This is a genomic window from Oleiharenicola sp. Vm1 (assembly GCF_047777955.1).
Lineage (GTDB): Bacteria > Verrucomicrobiota > Verrucomicrobiia > Opitutales > Opitutaceae > Didemnitutus.
Window position 1 is genome coordinate 1,815,330 of the sequence record NZ_CP180537.1, and the last position, 21,557, is coordinate 1,836,886.

Annotated in this window: 19 protein-coding genes; 12 read left to right on the forward strand and 7 right to left on the reverse strand. The window is 68.0% G+C overall.

Translation table 11 applies throughout. The features are described from left to right. Positions 1-24: 24 nt before the first annotated feature. A complete protein-coding gene (locus ACMYLB_RS09325; RefSeq protein WP_415910652.1) occupies positions 25-1,638 on the reverse strand; it encodes a DHA2 family efflux MFS transporter permease subunit in 1,614 nt (537 codons plus the stop codon). After that, positions 1,635-2,258 carry a TetR/AcrR family transcriptional regulator gene (locus ACMYLB_RS09330; protein WP_415910653.1) on the reverse strand — a complete coding sequence of 208 codons (624 nt, stop codon included), beginning with the start codon at positions 2,256-2,258 and terminating at the stop codon, positions 1,635-1,637. Before ACMYLB_RS09330 ends, ACMYLB_RS09325 begins: the two co-directional genes overlap by 4 nt. A 153-nt stretch (positions 2,259-2,411) precedes the next feature. On the opposite strand from ACMYLB_RS09330, the gene ACMYLB_RS09335 reads away from it, so the two are divergent. From ACMYLB_RS09335 to hypE, 5 genes are all read left to right on the forward strand, one after another. Then, positions 2,412-3,725, forward strand: a complete 1,314-nt coding sequence (locus ACMYLB_RS09335) for an AAA family ATPase (protein ID WP_415910654.1) — start codon at positions 2,412-2,414, stop codon at positions 3,723-3,725. Continuing rightward, on the forward strand, positions 3,680-4,075 hold the full coding sequence (locus ACMYLB_RS09340; RefSeq protein WP_415910655.1) for a hypothetical protein: 396 nt from the start codon (positions 3,680-3,682) through the stop codon (positions 4,073-4,075). Before ACMYLB_RS09335 ends, ACMYLB_RS09340 begins: the two co-directional genes overlap by 46 nt. A 145-nt stretch (positions 4,076-4,220) precedes the next feature. After that, positions 4,221-5,405, forward strand: coding sequence for a PLP-dependent aminotransferase family protein (locus ACMYLB_RS09345; protein WP_415910656.1), 1,185 nt, complete (start codon positions 4,221-4,223; stop codon positions 5,403-5,405). Between the two features lie 312 nt (positions 5,406-5,717). Next, the gene (locus ACMYLB_RS09350) at positions 5,718-6,668 is read left to right on the forward strand and encodes a ThuA domain-containing protein (RefSeq protein ID WP_415910657.1); all 951 of its coding nucleotides are present in this window, start codon (positions 5,718-5,720) and stop codon (positions 6,666-6,668) included. A gap of 288 nt (positions 6,669-6,956) precedes the next feature. Further along, a complete protein-coding gene (gene hypE, locus ACMYLB_RS09355; RefSeq protein WP_415910658.1) occupies positions 6,957-8,030 on the forward strand; it encodes a hydrogenase expression/formation protein HypE in 1,074 nt (357 codons plus the stop codon). A gap of 72 nt (positions 8,031-8,102) precedes the next feature. Here hypE and hypD read toward each other — a convergent pair whose 3' ends face one another. The 5 genes from hypD to hypA form a co-directional block, all read right to left on the reverse strand. Further along, entirely contained in the window at positions 8,103-9,209 is a 1,107-nt protein-coding gene (hypD, locus tag ACMYLB_RS09360) for a hydrogenase formation protein HypD (RefSeq protein ID WP_415910659.1), read from the reverse strand. Beyond that, positions 9,206-9,556: a HypC/HybG/HupF family hydrogenase formation chaperone gene (locus tag ACMYLB_RS09365; RefSeq protein ID WP_415910660.1), complete on the reverse strand. Its 351-nt coding sequence runs from the start codon at positions 9,554-9,556 to the stop codon at positions 9,206-9,208. Before ACMYLB_RS09365 ends, hypD begins: the two co-directional genes overlap by 4 nt. Positions 9,557-9,733: 177 nt before the next feature. Then, complete coding sequence (gene hypF / locus ACMYLB_RS09370; RefSeq protein WP_415910661.1) at positions 9,734-12,043, reverse strand: carbamoyltransferase HypF; 2,310 nt, start codon at positions 12,041-12,043, stop codon at positions 9,734-9,736. A gap of 23 nt (positions 12,044-12,066) precedes the next feature. Next, on the reverse strand, positions 12,067-12,870 hold the full coding sequence (gene hypB / locus ACMYLB_RS09375) for a hydrogenase nickel incorporation protein HypB (protein WP_415910662.1): 804 nt from the start codon (positions 12,868-12,870) through the stop codon (positions 12,067-12,069). Further along, a complete protein-coding gene (gene hypA, locus ACMYLB_RS09380) occupies positions 12,860-13,231 on the reverse strand; it encodes a hydrogenase maturation nickel metallochaperone HypA (protein ID WP_415910663.1) in 372 nt (123 codons plus the stop codon). The genes hypB and hypA overlap by 11 nt, the downstream gene beginning before the upstream one ends. A 209-nt stretch (positions 13,232-13,440) precedes the next feature. On the opposite strand from hypA, the gene ACMYLB_RS09385 reads away from it, so the two are divergent. The 7 genes from ACMYLB_RS09385 to ACMYLB_RS09415 all read left to right on the forward strand — a co-directional run bounded on the left by ACMYLB_RS09385 (position 13,441) and on the right by ACMYLB_RS09415 (position 21,547). Then, positions 13,441-14,592, forward strand: a complete 1,152-nt coding sequence (locus tag ACMYLB_RS09385) for a hydrogenase small subunit (RefSeq protein WP_415910664.1) — start codon at positions 13,441-13,443, stop codon at positions 14,590-14,592. An 18-nt stretch (positions 14,593-14,610) separates the two neighbouring features. Beyond that, complete coding sequence (locus ACMYLB_RS09390) at positions 14,611-16,329, forward strand: nickel-dependent hydrogenase large subunit (protein WP_415910665.1); 1,719 nt, start codon at positions 14,611-14,613, stop codon at positions 16,327-16,329. A gap of 13 nt (positions 16,330-16,342) precedes the next feature. After that, positions 16,343-17,071 carry a Ni/Fe-hydrogenase, b-type cytochrome subunit gene (cybH, locus tag ACMYLB_RS09395; protein WP_415910666.1) on the forward strand — a complete coding sequence of 243 codons (729 nt, stop codon included), beginning with the start codon at positions 16,343-16,345 and terminating at the stop codon, positions 17,069-17,071. Between the two features lie 6 nt (positions 17,072-17,077). Continuing rightward, a complete protein-coding gene (locus ACMYLB_RS09400; protein ID WP_415910667.1) occupies positions 17,078-17,611 on the forward strand; it encodes a hydrogenase maturation protease in 534 nt (177 codons plus the stop codon). Continuing rightward, the gene (locus tag ACMYLB_RS09405) at positions 17,608-18,348 is read left to right on the forward strand and encodes a hypothetical protein (protein WP_415910668.1); all 741 of its coding nucleotides are present in this window, start codon (positions 17,608-17,610) and stop codon (positions 18,346-18,348) included. The genes ACMYLB_RS09400 and ACMYLB_RS09405 overlap by 4 nt, the downstream gene beginning before the upstream one ends. Positions 18,349-18,622: 274 nt before the next feature. Then, on the forward strand, positions 18,623-19,399 hold the full coding sequence (locus ACMYLB_RS09410; RefSeq protein WP_415910669.1) for a cytochrome c3 family protein: 777 nt from the start codon (positions 18,623-18,625) through the stop codon (positions 19,397-19,399). A gap of 24 nt (positions 19,400-19,423) precedes the next feature. Beyond that, the gene (locus tag ACMYLB_RS09415; RefSeq protein ID WP_415910670.1) at positions 19,424-21,547 is read left to right on the forward strand and encodes a hypothetical protein; all 2,124 of its coding nucleotides are present in this window, start codon (positions 19,424-19,426) and stop codon (positions 21,545-21,547) included. Positions 21,548-21,557: the final 10 nt, after the last annotated feature.

The following is a 21,557-nucleotide window of genomic DNA, read 5'->3' on the forward strand; positions in this document are numbered from 1 at the left end:
AGGGAGCGGTTCGGGTTGGGAAAATCAGTGGGCGGCGGCGGCCGCGTCCTTGTTGCGCCCCTGGCCGAGCAGGAGCAGCAGCGGCACGGTGGCGATGAAGGCGAGGGCGACGTAGCGGAAGACGTCGGCGAAGGAGAGGAGCAGCGACTGGGCGTTGAGCGCGGAGTCGATGAGGCGGAGCGCCTGCTGGTGCGCGCCGACCGGATCGGCGGAGTGGGCGGCGAAGGCGTGCTCGTAGAGCTGCAGGCGCTGGAGCGTGGCCGGGGCGCCGGCACTGACCTTCTCGGCGAGGATGGCGCGGTGCACGGTCTCGCGGTGGGCGAGGGCGGTGGTGATGAGCGCGATGCCGATGCTGCTGCCCATCTGGCGCGTCAGATTGTAGAAGCCCGCGCCGGCAGCCACGTCGGTCTTGGGCAGGTTGCCCAGCGTCGCGAGCGACAGGGGCAGGAAGATCATCACGGTGGACAGGCCGCGCAGCACCAGCGGCCAGAAGAGCGAGCCGGTGCCCGTGTCGGGGTTGATCTGCGCCAGCCACAGCGCGGTGGCGATCATGCCGCTGGCGCCGAGGGCGATGAGGAGGCGGGCGTCGTAGCGTCCGCCGATCCGCCCCATGACCAGCATCATGAAGGCCGAGGCCAGGGCGCCGGGCATGAGCAGCAGGCCGCTCTGGGTGGCGCTGAAGCTCAGGTAGTCCTGCACGAAGATCGGGATGGCGAACATCACGCCGTAGAGACCCATGCCGAGCACGAGCGAGTAGAGGCTGCCGGCGGCGAGCGAGCGGTGGCGGAGCACGCGGAGGTCGACCGCCGGGTAGTCGATCGAGAGCTCGCGCCAGATGAAGCCGGCGAGGCCGGCCGCGGCGCCGATCGCCATGAGGGTGATGAAGCGCGAGCTGAACCAGTCGTCCTGCTGGCCCTCCTCGAGCATGGTCTGGAAGCAGGCCAGGCCGACGGTGAGCAGGCCGATGCCGAGCCAGTCGACGCGGCCCTGCGCGAGCTCCCCGCGGGTGTCGCGCGGCAGGAACACGAGCGTCATCAGCACCGCGACGATGCCGACCGGCAGGTTGATGAAGAAGATCCAGCGCCAGCCGAGCGCGTCCGTCAGGTAGCCGCCGAGCACGGGGCCGATGGCGGGGCCGGCGATGACGCCGATGCCGAAGATCGCCTGCGCCGCCGGCTGCTCCTTCTTGGAGAAGGTCTCGAAGAGTATCGACTGCGCCTTGGCCAGCAGGCCGCCGCCGCACAGGCCCTGCATGATGCGCGCGGCGATCAGCATGCCCAGGTTGACCGACAGGCCGCACAGGACCGACGACGCGGTGAAGCCCACGAGCGAGAAGAGCAGGTATTGCTTGCGCCCGAAGCGGTCGCTCAGCCACGCCGTCAGCGGGATCATCACGACGTTGGCGCAGGCGTAGCCGGTGGAGATCCAGCCGACCTCGGAGAGCGTGGCGCCGAGGTTGCCCTGGATGTCGGGCATGGCGACGTTGACGATGCTGGTATCGATGATCTCCAGCAGCGCGCCGAGCGCGGCGGTGATGGCGATGACCCATTTCAATACGCCGCGCTCCTGCAGCCGGGCGGCGAGGGGGGAGAGCAGGCGGCGGTCGGAGCCGTAGAGGCCGTGCAGCGCCGCGCTCATGACCGGCGGGCGCGTCCGCCCGCGCCGTGCAGGGTGAGGTCGACGACCCCGGCCAGGTAGTCGGCCGGCGAGTAGTCGAGCTGGACGTGGGGCGTGGCCCGGCGGAGCGCGCCGGTGAAAAGCATGCCGACGAACAAGTCCGCGAGCAGGTCGGCGCGCACGTCCGGCGCGAGTTCGCCGGCGGCGCGGGCGCTTTCCAGGCGCTCCTGCAGCGCGGCCTTCAACGGCAGGAAGATGCCCTTGAACACCGCGCGCTCCTGCCGGCAATGGTGGTGGTGGATCTCGCCCAGCATGGTGCGGATGAGCGGCAGGTTCTCCGTGAATAGCCGGTCGTAGACCGCCGCCGTCGCCTGCAGGTCGGCGCGCAGGTCGCCGGTCGGAGCGGGCGCCTGCGGCTGCTGGCCCTCGCCCTCGCGGCCGAAATTCCGCGCGACCACCGCGGCGATCAGGCGGTCCTTGGTCTGGAAGTGCCGGAAGAGCGTGACCTCGTTGACCCCCGCCTCGCGCGCGATCTCGCGCGTCGTGGAGCCGTTGAGGCCGTCGCGGGCGATGACGCGCGCCGCCGCTTCGAGGAGTCGTTCCCGGGTGTCCGGGGTGGAGGGCGAGGCGGCGGCTTGCATGCAAGTAACTACTTGCACACATTGGCAGGGTCGCAAGCGGGATTTCCGCCCGCCGCCGCGGCCGGGCCGCAACTGGCTGGCGGCCAAGGCGAAAAATGTCGCCCCGGCGACACGCCGCTTGAAACCCGCCGCTTTTGTGCGACGCTGCGCCGCATGCTGCAGTCCCTCCGCATCCGCAACCTCGCGCTGCTCGAAGCCGTCGAGCTGGAGTTCGATGGCGGGTTCACGGCAGTCACGGGCGAGACCGGCGCCGGCAAGAGCATCCTGCTCGGCGCGCTCTCCCTGCTTGCCGGGGCGCGGGCGGACAAGACCATCATCCGCCAGGGCGCGGCGGCCTGCGAGGTGGAGGCGGCGCTGTTCTTCGCCGACGCGCGCAAGCTCGACGCGGCGCTGGAGGCGCTGAACCTGCCGCCCTGCGACGACGGCCTGCTGATCCTCAAGCGCAGCGTGCCGCGCGACAAGGCGCCGAAGATTTCCGTCAACGGCTCGCTGGCGACGCTGAGCGCGCTGCAGGCGCTGGGCGAGCAATGGATCGATTTCCACGGCCCGGGCGAACCGCGCCGCTTGCTCAAGGACGGCGGCCAGCGCGAGCTCCTCGATCTCTTCGCGAAGAACGACGACGCGCGCGCCCGCTACGCGGCGGCCTACGGCGAGTGGCGGCGGCTCAGCGAAGAACGCGAGCGCCTGCTCGGCGCGGACAAGCTCTCGCCGGACCAGATCGAGTTTCTGCGGGCGCAGCTGAAGAAGTTCGACGCGCTCGAGCTCACCGACGAGGCCATCGCGGCGCTCGAGCGGGATTTCACGCGCCAGCAGAGCGCGCAGGAGATTGTGCAGCTCGCGGCCGGGCTCAGCACCGGCCTGAGCGGCGAGGACGGCGTGCTCGGGCGCGTCGCGGCGCTGCTGCGCGAGGCGCGGCAGCTGGAGTCGTTTGACGCGGCGAGCCGGGCGCTGGCGGACCGGCTGCAATCGGTCTCGGTCGAACTGGGCGATCTCGACGCCGAATTCTCGGCGCTGGCGACCTCGCTGAATTTCGACGCGGAGCAAGCCGAGCTGCTGCAGGAAAAAATGAACAGCTGGCTCGACCTGAAGCGCCGCCACGGCGCCAAGCTCGAGGCCGTCATCGCGGCCCGCGAGGAGATGCGGCGCCGGCTGGAGTTGCAGGGCGACGTCGAGGGCTCGCTGGCGAAACTCGAGAAACAGATCGGCGACGCGCTGAAAGCCGCGAAGAAGGCCGCCGCCGAGCTCCGCGCCACGCGCGAGAAGGCCGGCAGCCAGCTCGAGCGCGCGGCGGCGAAGGTGATCGTCCAGCTCGGTTTCAAGAAGGCGGATTTCCGCGTGCGGTTCTCGGCCCTGCCGGAACTGGCGGCGCACGGCGACACCGGCGTGGAGTTCCTGTTTTCCCCAACGTCGGCGAGGCGCCGTTGCCGCTCAGCCGCATCGCCTCGAGCGGCGAGCTCGCGCGCGTGATGCTGGCGCTCAAGACCGTGCTCGCGGCGATCGACGACGTGCCGCTGCTGGTGTTCGACGAGGTCGACGCCAACGTCGGCGGCGAGATCGGCCGCATCGTGGGTGAGAAGATGGCCGACATCGCGGCCAAGCACCAGGTGCTCTGCGTCACGCACCTCCCGCAGGTCGCGGCGCAGGCGACCAACCACCTCGTCGTGACCAAGGACCAGAGTGGCGACCGCGCCTCGGTCGCCATCGAGCCGATCCACACCAGCCGCAAGCAGCGCGTCGGCGAGCTCGCCCGCATGCTCGGCGACCGCAACGCCAAGAGCGCCCTCGCGCACGCCGAGGAGCTGCTGGGGAAGAAGTGAGGCCCGGCCGCCAGCGGCCCGGGAGGAAGCGACCGGCCGGCCGCGCCAGTAGCGGACGTTGCTCCGACGCTTAGGCCGGGACATGACAGAAAACGCCCGCGCCTCCCGGCTCGCTTTTGCGGCCGGGGCTCTCTGTTATGACGCCGTGTCCGAGTCCCTCCATGCCTTCGCGCGTCGCCTCGCGACGATGCGCCCCTCCACGATCCGCGAAATCCTGAAAGTCACGGCGCAGCCCGACGTGATTTCCTTCGCCGGCGGCCTGCCGGCCCCGGAGCTGTTTCCCGTCGCCGAGGTCCGGGCCGCGGCCGATGCCGTGCTGGTCAAGGAAGGCAGCCAGGCGCTGCAATACGGCCCGAGCGAGGGCTACATGCCGCTGCGCGAGTGGATCGCCGCCGAGATGGGCGCGCGCGGCATCGCGGCGCAGCGCGAGGACGTCCTCGTCACCAACGGCTCGCAGCAAGTCCTCGATCTCGCGGGCAAGCTTTTCCTCGACGCCGGCGACGTCGTGCTGACGGAGAACCCGACCTACCTCGCGGCCATCCAGGCCTTCCAGACCTTCGAGGCGAAGTTCGTCGGCGTGCCGACGGACGAGCACGGCCTCATTCCCGAGGCGCTGCCGGAGCTGATCAAGCAGCACCGCCCGAAGTTCCTCTACACCATCCCGAGCTTCCAGAACCCGACCGGCATCACGCTCACCGCCGAGCGCCGCCGGAAGCTCGCCGAGATTGCCGCGCGCGAGGGCCTGTGGGTGATCGAGGACGACCCCTACGGCAAGCTGCGCTACCGCGGCGTGGACGTGGCGCCGATCAAGCACTGGGACACGGCCGGCCGCGTCATCTACGTCAGCACGTTCTCGAAGACCATCGCGCCGGGCTTTCGCCTCGGGTGGGTCGTGGCGCCGGCGGAAGTGTTCAATCGCATGCTGATCCTCAAGCAGGCGTCTGACCTGCACACGTCGAGCTTCGACCAGCGCGTGGCCTTCGGCTACCTCAGCAGCGGTAAGCAGCCGGAGCACCTGGAGAAAATCCGCCGCGCCTACGGCGAGCGCTTCGGCATCCTCGATGCCGCGCTGCGCGAGCAGCTGCCTGCCGGCTACTCGTGGACGAAGCCCGAGGGCGGCATGTTCCTCTGGGTGACCGGGCCGGCCGACCTCGATGCGCTGAAGCTCCTCGAGCGCGCCATCGCGCAGAAAGTGGCCTTCGTGCCCGGCCGCGACTTCTTCCCCGGCGACGGCGGCAAGAACCACCTGCGCCTGAATTTCTCCAACTCCACGCCCGAGCGCCTGCGCGAAGGCGTGCGCCGGCTGGCGGCGCTGTGCCGGACGTTTTGAGGGAGAACAACGAAACACACTAAATCCACGAAAAGGAACTGACTGAGATCAGGCGCCCGGTGGCATCCTTCGCTTCGCGCAACGGTTATTGTCCAGAAGAACTCCCGCGAATTGGGCGAATGGCCGCGAATTCAAAGGGAAGAAATTCTCCGCTCGGTTGACGGTGCCGATCGATGGCTCCGAAGATCGCGACTTTATTCGCGAGAATTCGCGACATTCGCGGGCGATTGTATGGGACCGTATCAGGTGACTCGCCTCGAGGGTTGAGCTCTTTTCGTGTCTTTCGTGTGTTTCGTGGTTACTAAAATCTCCATGCCTCGCCTCCAATTCCTCTGCTCGCGGCTGCTCGCCGCGTTTCTCCTGATGACTGCCTTTTTTTCCGCTGCGCGCGCGAGCGATGCGGCCGCGCGGCCGCTGCGCGTGCTGTTCTTCTCCAAGTCGGCCAACTTCGAGCACTCGGTCGTGAAGCGCGTGAACGGCCAGCCGAGCTGGGCGGAGCAGGTCCTCGGCGAACTGGGGAGGAAGCGCGGCTACGAATTCACCTTCACGAAGGACGGCACGCAGATCACGCCGGAGTTTCTGGAGAAATTCGACGTCCTGTTCTTCTACACCTGCGGTTTCTTCACCAGCGCCGTGCCGAACGTTGACGGCCAGCCGCCCGTGACCGAGGCCGGCCTGCAGGCCGTCTACGCGGCGGTCGCGGCGGGCAAGGGCTTCGTCGGCTGCCACAGCACCGCCGACTGCCTGCACACCGGCGAGCAGCCGCAGGTGAAGTTCCAGTTCGAGCCGGGCCGCTGGGTGACGCACGGCGAGAAGTCCCATCCCTGGGTGCGCTTCCTCGGCGGCGAGTTCATCCGCCACGGCAAGCAGCAGGCGACGGCGATCCGCGTGGTGGCGCCGGATTTTCCCGGGCTGCAGGCGCTGCCGGCGACGACGCGTTTCGCGGAGGAGTGGTATTCGCTCAAGGACTTCGCACCCGACCTGCACGTCCTCCAGGTGCAGGAGACCGCGGGCATGGAAGGGCTCGAATACCAGCGCGCGGCCTACCCATGCACCTGGGCGCGGATGCACGGCCAGGGGCGCGTCTTCTACACCTCGCTCGGCCACCGCGAGGACGTGTGGGCGTCGGAGTATTTCCAGGCGACGATCGCGGCCGGAATCGACTGGGCCGGCCGGCGCACCGCGGCGGACCTGACGCCGAACCTGGCGCGCGTCGCCCCCGGCCACGCCGAGCTGCCGCCGCTGCCGCCGGACGCGAAGTAGGCGGCCGCGCGCATCGAGTGCCGCGACCAAGGTCGCTCCCACAAAAACAACCTGAAGCGGGGTAGGGGCCGTTGTCCCCAACGGCCCTCAGGCCCTCCACTCGCGGCGCGCCAAAAGGGCGGTTAATGGCAACCGCCCCTACCGGAGTCGGCCCCGAGCGCGAAGTTTGCCTGGTGGGGCGCCCCGGACCATAGGGTCGCTGCGCGCCGGCAAACCATGCGCAATGCACGCCACGGGCTGCGCACGAAACAGCCTCGGGTTTTCGCGGTGGAGTTCTAGGCTGCCGGCATGAGTTCCGCCGGTCCCACGCCTTCCGGTTTCACGACCTGTCCGGTGCCGTTGCCGCACAAGACGGAAATCACGGTCGGTCACGGCGGTGGCGGCAAGCTCACGCAGGACCTGATCGACGCGGTGTTCCGTCCGGCCTTCGCCAACGCGGCGCTCGAGGCGCAGCACGACGGCGCGCTGCTCAACTTCCCCGGCGGCGGGCGGCTGGCCTTCACGACCGATTCGCACGTGGTGAGCCCGCTGTTTTTCCCCGGCGGCGACATCGGCAAGATCGCGGTCAACGGCACGGTGAACGACCTCTGCATGTGCGGGGCGATGCCGCTGTGGCTGAGCGCGGGCTTCATCCTCGAGGAGGGCTTTCCCGTCGAGACGCTGCGGAAGATCGTCGCGTCGATGCAGGAGGCCGCCGAGCGCGCGAACGTCGCGATCGTCACCGGCGACACGAAGGTCGTCGAGCGCGGCAAAGGCGACGGCCTCTACGTCACGACCGCGGGTGTCGGCGTGATCGAGACCCCGCTGACCGTCGCGCCGACGAGCGTGCGCGCGGGCGACGCCATCGTGCTCAGCGGCGACCTCGGCCGGCACGGCATGGCGATCATGGCCACGCGCGCCAACCTGAGCTTCGAGAGCGAGATCACGAGCGATTGCGCCCCGCTCGTGGCGCCGGTGCAGGCGCTGCTCGCGGCGGGTCTGGAAATCCACTGCCTGCGCGACCTCACGCGTGGCGGCCTGGCGACGTCGCTCGTGGAAATCGCCGAGCAGGCAAAGCTCGCGCTCGCGATCGACGCCGCGAAGGTGCCGGTGAGCGAGATGGTGCAGGGCGCCTGCGAGATCCTCGGCCTCGATCCGCTCTACGTGGCGAACGAGGGCCGCTTCGTCTGCATCTTGCCCGAAACGCAGGCCGCGCAGGCGGTCGAGCTCATCAACCGCACCGCGACCGACAACGCCGGGGCCGCGACGATCATCGGCAAGGTGAAGCCCGGCCCCGCCGGCCAGGTGACGCAGCGCAGCGTGATCGGCGCCGAGCGCATCGTCGACCGCCTCAGCGGCGAACAGCTGCCGCGGATTTGCTGAGCGGAGGCGCGATGCGGCACGCGTTTGCGGCGGGGTTCGGAGACCCCGCCCTACAACAGACGATGCGGGCAATCAGGTCGCGGCGGGTTCCAGCGTGCGGCTGCGGTAGCGGTAATAGGCGGCGCAGGCGCCTTCGCTGCTGACCATCGGGGCGCCGAGCGGGTGCTCGGGTTTGCAGCGGGTGCCGAAGGCGGGGCAGTCGTGCGGCTTCTTCACGCCGCGCATGATCTCGCCGCTGATGCACTCGGTGCAGCCGTGGTCGGCGGTGGTCGTGAGCGGGAAGCGTTTCGCGGCGTCGTAGGCGGCGTATTTCGCGCGGACGGCGAGACCGCTTTGCGGGATGACACCAATGCCGCGCCAGTCGCGGTCGGCGACTTCGAAGACGGTTTCGACGATCGTGCGCGCGTGCGTGTTGCCCTCGGTGCGGACGGCGCGGGAGTAGGCGTTCTCCACCTCGGCGCGGCCGGACTCGAGCTGTTTCACGCAGAGCAGGATACCCTCGAGGATGTCGACGGGCTCGAAGCCGGTGATGATGATCGGCGCGCCGTATTCCTTCGCGATCGGGCCGTATTCCTCGACGCCCATGATCGTGCAGACGTGGCCGGCGGCGAGGAAGCCCTGCACGCGGTTGTCGGGCGAGCCGAGGATGGCGCGCATCGCGGGCGGCACGAGGACGTGCGAGGTGAGAATGGAGAAATTCTTCACGCCGTCGCGCTCGGCGAGGAGCACGGACATGGCGTTGGCGGGTGCGGTGGTCTCGAAGCCGACGGCGAAGAACACGACCGGCTTCGTCGGGTTGGCCTTGGCGATGCCGACGGCGTCGAGGGGCGAGTAGACGATGCGGACGTCGCCGCCGCGAGCCTTGGCGGTGAGGAGGTCGATGCCGTTGCCGGGCACGCGCAGCATGTCGCCGAACGAGCAGAGGATCGCGCCGTGCTTCAGGGTGAGCTCGACGGCCTGGTCGATGAGGTCGGCGCTGGTGACGCAGACGGGGCAGCCGGGGCCGTGGACGAGCGTGATGTTTTTCGGGAGGAGATCGTCGAGGCCGAACTTCACGATGGCGTGCGTCTGGCCGCCGCAGATTTCCATGATCGTCCACGGACGCGTGGTGACGCGCGCGATGGCGTCGGCGAGTTTGCGGACGAGCGCGGCGTCGCGGTATTCGTCGACGTATTTCATGGGGTGGACAGCGACGATGCGGACGATGGGTTGGCGGTAGGGGCCGTTGTCCCCAACGGCCCAGGGGCGTTGGGGACAACGCCCCCTACCTCAGGCGAAGCGGGCAGCTCGATGCCGTCGAGTTCGCCCATCTGCTTGAGGTATTCGAAGGTCTGCGCGGCTTCCTCGGGGTCGACGGTGCTGATGGCGACGCCGACGTGGACGAGGACGTAATCGCCGAGCTTGGCTTCGGGCGTGCAGGTGAGGCTGACCTGCTTGATCACGCCGGAGAAGCTGACCTTGGCGGAGCGGAGGAGGGGATCGTCGCCGAGGATTTCGACGACTTTACCGGGGACGGCGAGGCACATGGGGAGGCGCTGCGAAGCGGCGCAGTTGAGAGTTGAGAGATGAGAGTTGAGAGTCGAAAACCGGAGTTTCGGATCCGGGCAGATTGCTGATCGCGGCGCGTCAGTTGCGGCGGGTCTGGTCGGCGAGGACCAGGACGAGGAGGAAGACGAGCACGGCGGGAATGAAAAGCACGGCGGTCATGACGGGAGGTCGACGGAGGTGAGGCCCCAGAGCGCCGCGAGGGCCTGGCCGGCGGCGATGGAGTTGTCGTTGGGAGAAAGCTGGCGGTGGGTCAGGACCTTGAAGCCGGCGTTGCCGAGAGCCTCGGTGGCGAGGTCGTGCAGGAGGGCGTTCTGGAAACAGCCGCCGGTGAGCGCGACGGTGCCGACGCCGGCCTCGGTGGCCACGGCCACCATCGCGCGGGCCAGGCCGCGGTGGAAATCGGCGGCGACCTCGTCCGGACCGCGCGGGTCGCGCAGGAGCTGCGAGATGGCCGGGGCCCAGTCGACGTCGAGCATCGCGCCCGGCGTGGCGGCGCGCACGACGTCGAACGGCAGGGCGGTGCGCGCCCCCGGCGCGCGCGATGCGGCGGCCTCGAGGTGGAGCGGCGCCTGGCCCTCGAAGCTGTTGCGCAGGCAGAGGCCGAGCAGGGCGCTGACGCCGTCGAAGAGCCGGCCGCCGCTGGAGCAGAGCGGGGAATTGAGTCCGCGCACGAGCATCTGCTGGAGCGTGGCATGCTCGAGCGGCGAGAAGCGGAAGCGGGCGCAGAGCGGACCGAGCAGGTCCATCTCGTGGCCGAGGCCGAGGGCGACGCGGCGCGAGTCCTTCACCGCGGCGTCGCCGCCGAGCAGGCGGAACGGACGCAGGCGGGCGAAGCGCGTGGCGCGGCCCTTTTCGAGGAGGATGAACTCGCCGCCCCAGACGGTGCCGTCCTCGCCGTAGCCGGTGCCGTCCCAGGCGACGCCGAGGACATCGTCGGCGGGGTGCTCGTGCTCGAGCAGGCAGGCGAGGACGTGGGCGAGGTGGTGTTGCACGGCGAGCTGCGGGAGCCCGGTGCGGCCGGCGAAGTGGGTGGAGGCGTAGTCGGGGTGCTTGTCGTGGACGACGAGCGCCGGGCGCGCCTCGTAGAGCTCGCCCAGCGTGGCGACGGTGCGCTCGAAGACGGCCTGCGTGGTGGCGTTGCCGAGGTCGCCGAGGTGCGGGCTGAGCACGACCTGGCGGCCGGAGGCGACGGCGACGGTGTTCTTCATCTGGCCGCCGACGCAGAGCGTGGTCTCGGGCAGCTCGTCCGGGAGGCGCAGCGGGCGCGGGGCGTGGCCGCGGGCCCGGCGGAGCAGGATCGGCTGGCCGGTGCGTGCGAGGCGGACGACGGAGTCGTCGACCGGGCGGGCGATGGGGCGGTCGTGCGCGAGGTGCAGGTCGGCGATGCCGCAGAGGCGTTCGCGCGCCTCGGCGTTGTCGGTGCAGAGCGGCTCCTCGGAGAGATTGGCGCTGGTGGCGACGAGCGGGCCGCCGAAGGCGCGGAGCAGCAGGACGTGCAGGGGCGTGTAGGGCAGGAGGGCGCCGAGCCAGGGATTGTTGGGCGCAAGGCTGTAGGCGAGGCGGCTGCCGGCGAGGCGGCGGACGAGGACGATGGGCGCCTCGGGCGCGGTGAGCAGTTTTTCCGCGGCGGGCGGGAGGTCGGCGCAGTCGCGCAGCGCGGCGAGGTTGGGGAACATGACCGCGAGCGGCTTCTCCTCGCGGTGCTTGCGCTGGCGGAGCTCGGAGACGGCCGGGTCGTTGGCGGCGTCGCACATCAGGTGGAAGCCGCCCAGGCCCTTCACAGCCACGATCTCACCGCGGCGCAGGGCGGCGACGGTGGCGTTGATGGCGTCGCGCGGCTCGGCGACGCGGTTGCCGGCGGGATCGGTCAGGCTGAGCTGCGGGCCGCATGCGGGGCAGGCGTTGGGCTCGGCGTGGAAGCGGCGGTCGAGCGGGTCGCGGTATTCGTGCTCGCAGGCCGGGCACATCCGGAAGGCCCGCATGGTGGTGCGCGGGCGGTCGTAGGGCAGCTGCTCGATCAGCGAGTAGCGCGGCCCGCACTGGGTGCAGTTGATGAACGGGTAGAGGTGGCGGCGGTCCGTCGGATCGAGCAGCTCGCGTTCGCAATCGGCGCAGAGCGCGAGGTCGGGCGGCGTGGTGGCGCTCGGCGCGGAGCCGCGGCTGGTGTCGCTCTCGCTGATGGCGAAGTGCGCGCCGACGGGCGGGTCGCCGGCCGCCGGCTCGAGGCGCTCGACCGACGCGACGGACGCGGCGGGCGGCGGGTGATGCTGCAGGGCGTCGACGAGCGCGGCGATCTGCGCCGCCTCGCCGGCGACGCGGAGGAGGACGCCCTCGGCGTCGTTGCGCACCCAGCCGTGCAGGCCGAGGCGGACGGCGGTGCGATGCACGAAGGGCCGGAAGCCCACGCCCTGCACGGTGCCGCGGACGCGGAGCAGCGTGTCGGTGAGCGTGGGGGAGGCGGACATGGCGGAGGACGGAGAGGCGGGAGTCAGGCTTTCGGCAGGCGGGCGCGCAGGTAGTCATACCATTGCGCGAGGCCTTCGCCGGTGCGGGAGGAGACTTCGATGATCTGTGCCTGCGGGGCGATCCGGCGGATGTTCTCGATCGCGAGCGAGCGGTTGAAGCCGAGCGCGTCGGCGACGTCGACCTTAGTGAGGAGGACGACGTGGGCGGACTTGAAGATCGGCGGATACTTGAGCGGCTTCTCCTCGCCCTCGGTGGTAGAGAGCAGGACGACGCGGATCTGTTCGCCGAGGTCGAAGGAGGCGGGGCAGACGAGGTTGCCGACGTTTTCGATGAAGAGGACCTTCGCGCCGGTGAGGTCGAGCGCCTCGACGCCGCGGGCGATCATGCCGGCGTCGAGGTGGCAGACGGTGCCGGTGGTGATCTGCGCGACGGAGGCGTGCGGGCGGTTGAGGCGGCGGCCGTCGTTGTCGGTCTCGAGGTCGCCGACGAGGACGGCGCAGCGGACTTCGCGGCCGAACTCGTCCAGCGTGCGCTCGAGGAGGGTGGTCTTGCCCGCGCCCGGCGAGGAGACGAGGTTGAGCGCGAGGAGTCCGCGGCCGAGGAAGTAGCCGCGGTTCCGCTCGGCGAGGATGTCGTTTTTCTCCAGCAGCGGGATGCTGAGGTCGAGGGAGCGGACCTGGACCTCGCCCTTGGGACTGGCTTGGAGCGCGGCGCTGATCTCGGCGGAGAGCGGCGCGGAGAGCGCGCGGGTGGGGGAGGCGGCGGCGCCGTTGAGGGCGTTGATGCGGATGCCGTCGTCGGCGAGGGCGGGTTGGTCAGCGGACATGGTCGGAAGTTTCGGCGGTGGAGAATTCGAGGCGGGAGAGTTCGAGCTCGCGGCCGGAGCGGACGTCGCCGGAGAAGGCGGCGCAGCGGGGGCACTGGAAGATGAAGCCGCCCTCGATGGTGAAATCGGCCGCGCAGTGCCGGCAGTGGGCGCGGGCGGGCACGCCCTCGATCTCGAGGGCGGCGCCCTCGGCGATGGAGCCCGGCGTGCAGGCCTCGAAGCCGAAGCGCAGGGCGTCGACATCGACCCCGGAGATGGCGCCGATGCGCAGGACGACGCGGGTGACGCGCGTCGCGTGATGGGCGCGCGCCTCGCGGCGAATCACTTCGAGCGCGGACTCGATGATGCCGACCTCGTGCATAGCGAAATGCATTGCACCCGGCGAGCGCGGGCGTCGAGCGGAGAGCGAATTTTCGCCAACGACTGCGCACCCTTTGCCAAGGCGTGCATATGCGCAATCCGCGCGCTCCGCTACTCTGGCGGCGCAGTCAGGCCAACGGTCCACCCTTGTATCTGAATCAACCCTAACGCGACGTTTCCCGATCCACGCCGAGCGCGCCGCACGCAACCATGGACATCGAATCGGCAACGAAACCCCAGAAGAAAGAGGAGACGATCTACGAACACATGTTGTCGCGCGGCGTGAGCCGGCGTGACTTCCTGCAGTTCTGCGCCTGGATGGGCGCCTGCATCGGGCTGGAGCAAACCGGCGTCGCGCAAATGACCAAGGCGCTCGAGACGAAGAAGCGCCTCCCGGTCGTCTGGCTGCATTTTCAGGAGTGCACGTGCTGCAGCGAGTCGTTCATCCGCAGCTCGCACCCGATCGTCGCGGACATTTTGCTGGATAAGGTCTCGCTCGACTACTCCGAGACCCTGATGGCCGCCTCCGGCCACCAGGCGGAGAAATCCCTTCAGGACACGATCAAAAATTACAAGGGCGAGTATCTCCTCTGCATCGAGGGCTCGGTCCCAACGGCGGAGGACGGCGTCTACTGCTGCATCGGCGGCAAGACCGCACTGCAGATCGCCGAGGAAGTCGCGAAGGACGCCAAAGCCGTCGTCGCGTGGGGCAACTGCGCCTGCTCCGGCTGCGTGCAGGCCGCGAAGCCCAATCCGACGTCCGCCAAGCCGATCCACAAGGTCATCGGCGGCAAGCCGATCGTGAACGTCCAGGGCTGCCCGCCCATCGCCGAGGTCATGGCCGGCGTGCTCGTGCACCTGCTGACCTTCGACCGCATTCCGCAGCTCGACAATCTCGGCCGCCCGAAGGCGTTCTACTCGCGCCGCGTGCACGACACGTGCTACCGCCGGCCGAACTACGACGCCGGCCTCTTCGTCGAGAGCTTCGACGACGAGAACGCCCGCAAGGGTTACTGCCTCTACAAGGTCGGCTGCCGCGGCCCCTCCACCTACAATGCCTGCGGCACGATCCGCTGGAACGGCGGCGTCAGCTTCCCGATCCAGTCGGGCCATCCCTGCATCGGCTGCTCCGAGGCGAACTTCTGGGACAACGGGCCCTTCTACCAGCGCGTGCCGGCCTTCCCGGGCTTCGGCATCGAGCAGACCGCCGACAAGCTCGGCCTCGCCGCGCTCGCGGCCTCGGCGGGCGGCGCAGCCGTCCACGCCGTGATGACCAATATCCGCAAGCGCCACGAGATCGGCGAACATGCCGGCGAGAACGCCGAGCAGGCCGAGAAGGACAACCCGGAGTCCAAATCCTAACCCCGGAGGAGCCACACCATGAGCGAAAGAATTGTAGTTGATCCTGTCACCCGCATCGAAGGCCACCTCCGCATCGAGGCGGAGGTGAAAGACGGCAAGATCGTCGATGCCTGGAGCGCCGGCACGATGGTGCGCGGCCTGGAGATCATTCTCCGCGGCCGCGACCCGCGCGACGCCTGGGCGTTCTGCGAGCGCGTCTGCGGCGTCTGCACCACCGTGCACGCGCTGGCCTCCGTCCGCTCCGTCGAGGACGCCCTCGACATCAAGGTCCCCGCCAACGCGGAACTGATCCGCAACATCATGTTCTGCACCCAATACATGCATGACCACGTGGTGCACTTCTACCACCTGCATGCGTTGGACTGGGTCGATGTCGTCAGCGCGCTGAAGGCCGACCCGGTCGCCACCTCCGCGCTGGCGCAGAAGCTGTCGAAGTATCCGAAGAGCTCGCCGAACTACTTCAGCGAACTCCAGAAGCGCCTGACGAAATTCGTCGAGAGCGGCCAGCTCGGCATCTTCGCCAACGGCTACTGGGGCCACCCGGCCTTCAAGCTCCCGCCCGAGGCCAACCTCATGGCGGTGGCGCACTACCTCGAGGCCCTCGAATGGCAGAAGGAGATCGTGAAGATCCACACGATCTTCGGCGGCAAGAACCCGCACCCGAACTACCTCGTCGGCGGCGTGCCCTGCGCCATCAACCTCGACGAGGCCAACGCCATCAACGCCGAGCGCCTCGCCTTCGTCGGCCAGACGCTGCAGCGCGCGAAGGAGTTCATCGAGCAGGTCTACATCCCCGACGTGCTCGCGGTCGCGCCGTTCTACCTCGACTGGGCCGGCATCGGCGGCGGGTTGGAAAACTACCTCGTCTACGGCGACCTGCCGACCAACGGCTTCGCCGACGTGAAGAGCTTCAAGTTCCCGCGCGGCGCCATCCTCGGCCGCAACCTGAACGAGGTCCACCCGGTCGATCCGAAGGACGACCAGGACGGCATCAAGGAGTTCATCGACCACTCGTGGTATGAATACTCCAAGCAGGGCGGCCTGCATCCGTGGGACGGCGAGACGAGCCTGAAGTATTCCGGCCCGAAGCCCCCCTACGAGCACCTCGACGTCGATAAGAAGTATTCCTGGCTGAAGACGCCGCGCTGGAAGGGCCACGCGATGGAAGTCGGCCCGCTCTCGCGCATGCTCGTCGGCTACGCCGCGGGCAACGACGACATCAAGGGCGCCGTCACCGATGCGCTCGGCGCGCTCAAGGCGCCGCCGTCCGTGCTGTTCTCGACGCTCGGCCGCACCGCGGCCCGCGCGATCGAGTCGCAGCTCGCGGCGAAGTGGGGCCTCGAGTTCTTCAACACCCTCCTCGCGAACCTCAAGGCGGGCGACACCCGCACGTTCACGCGCGAAAAGTGGGAGCCGAGCACCTGGCCGAAGATGGCGAAGGGCGTCGGCTGCACCGAGGCGCCGCGCGGCGCGCTCGCGCACTGGATCGTCATCGGCGACCAGAAGATCGCGAACTACCAGCTGGTGGTTCCGAGCACCTGGAACGCCTCGCCGCGCGACGGCCGGGGCCAGCGCTCCGCCTACGAGGCTTCGCTGATCGGCACGCCGGTGCACGATCCGCACCAGCCGCTCGAAATCATCCGCACCATCCACTCGTTCGACCCGTGCCTCGCCTGCGCTGTCCATCTCTACGAGGACAAGAAGGAGATCGCGCGTCACGAGTTGCTGGTGAAGTAACCCGGAGGCTCCCATGCCCTCACACGACTATCAACGGGTCTACGTGTGGCAGCAGCCGGTGCGCTGGTTCCATTGGATCAACGCGCTCTGCATCGTCACGCTCTGCACGACGGGCTACTTCATCGCGCATCCGCCGGCGTTCATGAACTCGGGCGAGGCGGCGTTCAGCTTCTGGTTCGGGAAGCTGCGCCTCGTCCACTTCGTCACCGCCTACGTGTTCCTGGGGAACTTCATGTTCCGCCTCTACTGGTCGCTCGTCGGCAACAAATACGCCAACTGGCGCAACTTCTTCCCGCTGTCCAAGGCGCAGATGAAGCAGGTCGTGGACGTCATGACCGTCGACGTCCTCCAGTCGCGCTACAAGCCGATGCGCAACCTCGGCCACAACTCCGTCGCCTACTTCACCTACACCGGCACGGGACTCCTCACGTTGTTCCAGGTCGCGTCGGGCTTCGCGCTCTACGCGCCGATGAGCGACCACTGGTTCCCGCAGCTCTTCGCCTGGGTCGTGCCGCTGTTCGGCAGCGAGCAGAACCTGCGCGTCTTCCACTACGCGGTGACGTGGCTGTTCGGCATCTTCGTGTTCATCCACGTCTACCTCGTGATGTATCACGACTACGTGGAGGGCCACGGCGTGCTGACGTCCATCATCGGCGGCTGGAAGTTCATGGAAAAGGGCAAGGCGCAGGCCGAGCACGCCACCGGCATCTCCGGCCTGCCGACCAAGCCATCGAAGCCTTAACCAAGCATGATCGGTCTCGATGAGCTTTCCGCCGCACCGGCGTCCCGTGAGATCGGGGCGCCGGAGTCCGCCCCGCAGGTCCTGCTGCTCGGCGTCGGCAACTGGCTCATGGGGGACGAAGGGGTCGGCATCCACGTCGTCCGCGAGCTCGAGGCACAGCCGCCGCTGTTCGGCGTGCGCACGCTCGACGGCGGCACGGGCGGCGTGAACCTGCTGCTCGAGCTCGAAGGCTTCCGGGACGTGGTCATGGTCGACGCCACGCGCGACGGCCAGCCGGCCGGCACCATCACCTTCCTTCAACCCCGCCAAGTGGGCGACCTGCCGCGTGGGCTGGGCGCGCACGATTTCGGGTTGAAGGACCTTTTCGCGGCCGCGGCCCTGCTCGGGCAGCTGCCCCGCATCCACCTCTACACGATCTCGGTGGAGGAGCTGAAACCCATGTGCACCGACCTGTCGCCCGCGGTGGCGGCGGCGGTGCCCGAGGTCGTGCACGCGATGCACGCGCACGCCGCCCGGCTCGCGGCGCCGACGCACGCGTGAACGCGGAGTTCCATGCCCACGTGCTCAGCCGCCCCGAGCTGTCGGTGCTGCTGGCGAGCACGGCCGGCGTCGCGGTGCTGCACACGCTCGCCGGGCCGGACCATTACCTGCCGTTCATCGTCATGGGCCGGGCGCGGCGCTGGTCGGTCGCGCGCACGGCGTTCTGGACCGCGCTGTGCGGGGTGGGGCACGTGGGCAGCTCGGTGCTGCTCGCGGTCGCCGGCGTGATCTTCGGCTACGGGCTGGAGCACGTGCAGTTCGTCGAGGAGATCCGCGGCAACCTCGCGGCGTGGGCGATGATCGCGTTCGGCGCGGTTTACTTCGCCTGGGGCCTGAAGAAGGCGCTCCGCGCGCGGACGCACGCGCACGCGCACACCCACGGCGGGCGCGACCACGCGCATGCGCACGCGCACGGCGGCGCGCATGCGCATCCGCACGGCGAGACGGAGGGCTTCAGGCTCACGCCGTGGATCCTGTTCACGATTTTCGTCTTCGGCCCGTGTGAGCCGATGATTCCGCTCGTAATGTATCCGGCGACCCAGGGGAGCTGGAGCGATGTGGGGGTGGTCGTGGGCGCGTTCAGCGCGCTGACGATCGGCTCGATGCTCGCGGTGGTGTTGCTGGCGCGCCAGGGCGCGCGCCTCATCGCCCTGCCGCGGCTCGAGCGCTTTTCCCACGCCGTCGCCGGAGGCACCATCCTCGCCGCCGGCTGCGCGATGGAGTTTCTGGGGTTGTGAACCGGCTCCGCATCTGTTGTCTGGTGCATGCTGCGGGTTGCGAATCCGCGGTTTTTCCTGAAGCGCGGGCGGGCCAGGTCGCTCAGGATGCCACCCCCTCGCGTCCATGTTCTATTTTTCAGAGCGAAAGCGCACACAACCCCTGCACACACGTCCGCAAGGCCTGCGGAGTCATTAGCAGAGCTTTCTGAGAGACTGGCCGCGCTGCCCAAATAATTTTTGCGAATAGAACACCAACGGGAGACCCAAACCAAAACCTAACCCTGCTTCAGCCATGAGCACTCGCTGGACAAAAAGCACACTGATCTTCGGAGGAGCCGCCATTTGGGGACTTCTTCTCGCATCGTGCGTCGTTTCGAATCGCACGATCGTCGCCCCGCCGCAAATCGCGGGCGCGACCTACGTCGGTTCGAACAAATGCGCGCAATGCCACGAGGAGACCGCCAAGGGTTTCCATTCGGCAACGCACGCCAAACTGGCCGCGAAAGGCGGCAACGCGCAGGACATCGGCTGCGAGTCCTGCCACGGACCCGGCTCGGTGCACGTGAAAGCGGGCGGCGGCGCCGGCACGATCGTGAATCCGGGCACTTCGCCCGAGACGTGCTTCCAATGCCACCTCGACAAGCGTGGCGAGTTCAGCCTGCCGAGCAATCACCCCGTGATGTCCGGCAAAATGAGCTGCAGCGACTGCCATAATCCGCACAGCGGAGACGCGGTTGCGCAAGGCGACACCACCAACGAGGGCAGCATCAACAGCACCTGCTTGAAGTGCCACACCTCGCAAGGCGGCCCCTACGTGTTCGAACACGAAGCGTCGCGCGAAGGCTGCGTCGTCTGCCACAGCCCGCACGGCTCGATGAACGCCAAGATGCTGAAGGCCCGCAACGCGAACCTGTGCTTGCAGTGCCACTTCCAGCAAAACACCTCGTCCGGCCAAATCATGATCGGTGGTCGCGACCACGGCTCCTTCCTGAGCCGCGGCACCTGCTGGTCCGCTGGCTGCCACGAAGCCGTTCACGGCTCTCACGTCAGCTCGTCCCTCCGCTTCTAACCCAACCTTTCTTCAGGACCTGCGATGAAAACACCTGCTTTTCTCCACACCGTCCGTGGATCCCTCTGCCTGCTCGCCTGCGCGAGCACGCTGGGTCTACCTTCTCTCACTGCGGCGGAAAAGGAACCCGCCCTCGAAAACTACATCGATCTCGCCGCCGGCTACAATCTACAGTCGGGCGACCGCGCTGGTTTCCAGCAACGCACCCAAGTGCATAAAGACGGCTTCGGCGGCATCGAGAGCCTCTATTACACCCAGGACCTCGCCGAGGGCCTCACGTTCAAACTCCGCGGCCGGGCGATCGCTGGTAACAACGATTACCTGCTCGATCTCTCGCTGACGAAGCAGGACGTGGGCTACCTGCTGTTCGGCTACAAGTCGTTCCGCACCTACTACGACGGTTCCGGTGGTGTCTGGCCGACCAACGGCTTCCGCCTGAGCCTCTACAACGAGGATCTCTATGTTGACCGTTCCAACCTCTGGTTCGAGGCCGGGCTCACCAAGCCGGACCTCCCGAGCTTCGTGCTGCGCTACGATTACATCACGCGCGACGGCATGAAGGATTCGACCTCATGGGGCGACACCGGACTGGCGGTCAGCGCGGCGGCGACCCGTAACATCAGCCCGACTTACCTGAAGTTCGACGAGAAGCGCCACATCGTCAAAGGCACGATCGCGAAAACCGGCGAGAAGAACGCCTGGACCATCGCTTACCGTGTCGACAAGGGCGACTATACCAACGGTCGCTACACCGTCCGTCGTCCGTTTGAGTCCACCACGCAGCGCTACACGACGAACAAGGAAGGCCAGGACTTCGACATGAACCAGATCCGCGGCACGTTTTCCTCGGACATCACGGAGTTCATCAAGCTGAACACCGCGGTCGCCCGCACGAAATACGACACCGTCCTGAGCGCCAGCCGCATCACGGGCGGTTCGTTCGACTCGGCGTTCAGCGCCACCGCGCCGAACCGGCAGTGGCACGATGAAGGCTTCTATGCTCTCCCCGGGATGAATCTTGGCGAATCTGAGATGACGCAGTCGATCGCCACGATCAGCCTGCTCTACACCCCGATCGAGAATTTGGTGGTCACTCCCGCGTTCCGCTTCGAGAAGACGACGTGGAACAACCGCATCGAGTTCGAAGAGACCAACGTGGGCAACGCGCCGAGCTTCGTCACCGCCATCGAGGAACTCCAAGCCGATAGCGAGAAGAGCTGGAAGACCTATACCTACGGCGCCGAGGCGCGTTACACCGGCATCGCGAACGTCTCGCTCAACCTCAAGGGCGAGGTTTCGACCTCCGATGGCACGCTCGCCGAAACGAGCATCGCCGAGCCCGGCACGCCGGCCGAGTCGATCGCGATCGATCGCGACACCGAGCTGAAGCGTGACACCCAGAAGATCGCCGCCACGATGAATTGGTATCCGCGGGCGGGGCACACCGTCGCGGTGCAATACTACTACAAGGCGCGCCAGAACGACTACGATGCAATCCGTGACACCACGCCGAACAGCATCACCTCGTCCGACCGCTATCCGGCTTACATCGCCAATCAGGATTTTGAAACCAACGATTTCAACATCCGCTACAGCTGGCGCGTGCTGCCGAACCTGCGCTCCGTCACGCGTTACGACTATGCGAAGACCATTATCCGCAGCCAGGAAGTGGGCCTCGCGTTCGGCGAAACGATGAACAACGAGCAAAGCATCCTGGCTGAAAGCGTCACTTGGAATCCGTTGCCCCGCTGGTTCCTGACCGGCAGCGTCAACTACGTGCAGGACAAGCTCCACACGCCCGCCAACGACGCCACTGGCGCGATCGCCGGCATCCTGCCCGAGAGCAAGGCCAACTACACCACGTGGAACCTCAGCAGCGGTTACGTCCTCGACGATCAGACCGATCTCTTCGTCGACTACATGAGCTATCGCACCCGCGACAGTTACGTGAACAACTCGACGCTCACGGTTCCGTTTGGCTCGGACAACAAGTATCAGGTCGCTTCCGCGACGCTGGTGCGCCGGATCGACCGCCGCACGACCCTCTCCCTCAAGTATTCCTACGCGAAGAACGAGGATGTGGTGTCGCTCGGCGCCGCCGATTTCACCGCTCACCTCATCTACGCGAAGCTCCAGTATCGCTTCTGAGCGAGCGCTT

What these genes read in the sequence shown, in the direction of transcription:
- ACMYLB_RS09325 (WP_415910652.1), bottom strand. Translation starts at nt 1,638, where the DNA reads ATGAGCGCGGCGCTGCACGGCCTCTACGGCTCCGACCGCCGCCTGCTC.
- ACMYLB_RS09330 (WP_415910653.1), bottom strand. Translation starts at nt 2,258, where the DNA reads ATGCAAGCCGCCGCCTCGCCCTCCACCCCGGACACCCGGGAACGACTC.
- ACMYLB_RS09335 (WP_415910654.1), top strand. Translation starts at nt 2,412, where the DNA reads ATGCTGCAGTCCCTCCGCATCCGCAACCTCGCGCTGCTCGAAGCCGTC.
- ACMYLB_RS09350 (WP_415910657.1), top strand. Translation starts at nt 5,718, where the DNA reads ATGCCTCGCCTCCAATTCCTCTGCTCGCGGCTGCTCGCCGCGTTTCTC.
- hypE (WP_415910658.1), top strand. Translation starts at nt 6,957, where the DNA reads ATGAGTTCCGCCGGTCCCACGCCTTCCGGTTTCACGACCTGTCCGGTG.
- hypD (WP_415910659.1), bottom strand. Translation starts at nt 9,209, where the DNA reads ATGAAATACGTCGACGAATACCGCGACGCCGCGCTCGTCCGCAAACTC.
- ACMYLB_RS09365 (WP_415910660.1), bottom strand. Translation starts at nt 9,556, where the DNA reads ATGTGCCTCGCCGTCCCCGGTAAAGTCGTCGAAATCCTCGGCGACGAT.
- hypF (WP_415910661.1), bottom strand. Translation starts at nt 12,043, where the DNA reads ATGTCCGCCTCCCCCACGCTCACCGACACGCTGCTCCGCGTCCGCGGC.
- hypB (WP_415910662.1), bottom strand. Translation starts at nt 12,870, where the DNA reads ATGTCCGCTGACCAACCCGCCCTCGCCGACGACGGCATCCGCATCAAC.
- hypA (WP_415910663.1), bottom strand. Translation starts at nt 13,231, where the DNA reads ATGCACGAGGTCGGCATCATCGAGTCCGCGCTCGAAGTGATTCGCCGC.
- ACMYLB_RS09385 (WP_415910664.1), top strand. Translation starts at nt 13,441, where the DNA reads ATGGACATCGAATCGGCAACGAAACCCCAGAAGAAAGAGGAGACGATC.
- ACMYLB_RS09390 (WP_415910665.1), top strand. Translation starts at nt 14,611, where the DNA reads ATGAGCGAAAGAATTGTAGTTGATCCTGTCACCCGCATCGAAGGCCAC.
- cybH (WP_415910666.1), top strand. Translation starts at nt 16,343, where the DNA reads ATGCCCTCACACGACTATCAACGGGTCTACGTGTGGCAGCAGCCGGTG.
- ACMYLB_RS09400 (WP_415910667.1), top strand. Translation starts at nt 17,078, where the DNA reads ATGATCGGTCTCGATGAGCTTTCCGCCGCACCGGCGTCCCGTGAGATC.
- ACMYLB_RS09410 (WP_415910669.1), top strand. Translation starts at nt 18,623, where the DNA reads ATGAGCACTCGCTGGACAAAAAGCACACTGATCTTCGGAGGAGCCGCC.
- ACMYLB_RS09415 (WP_415910670.1), top strand. Translation starts at nt 19,424, where the DNA reads ATGAAAACACCTGCTTTTCTCCACACCGTCCGTGGATCCCTCTGCCTG.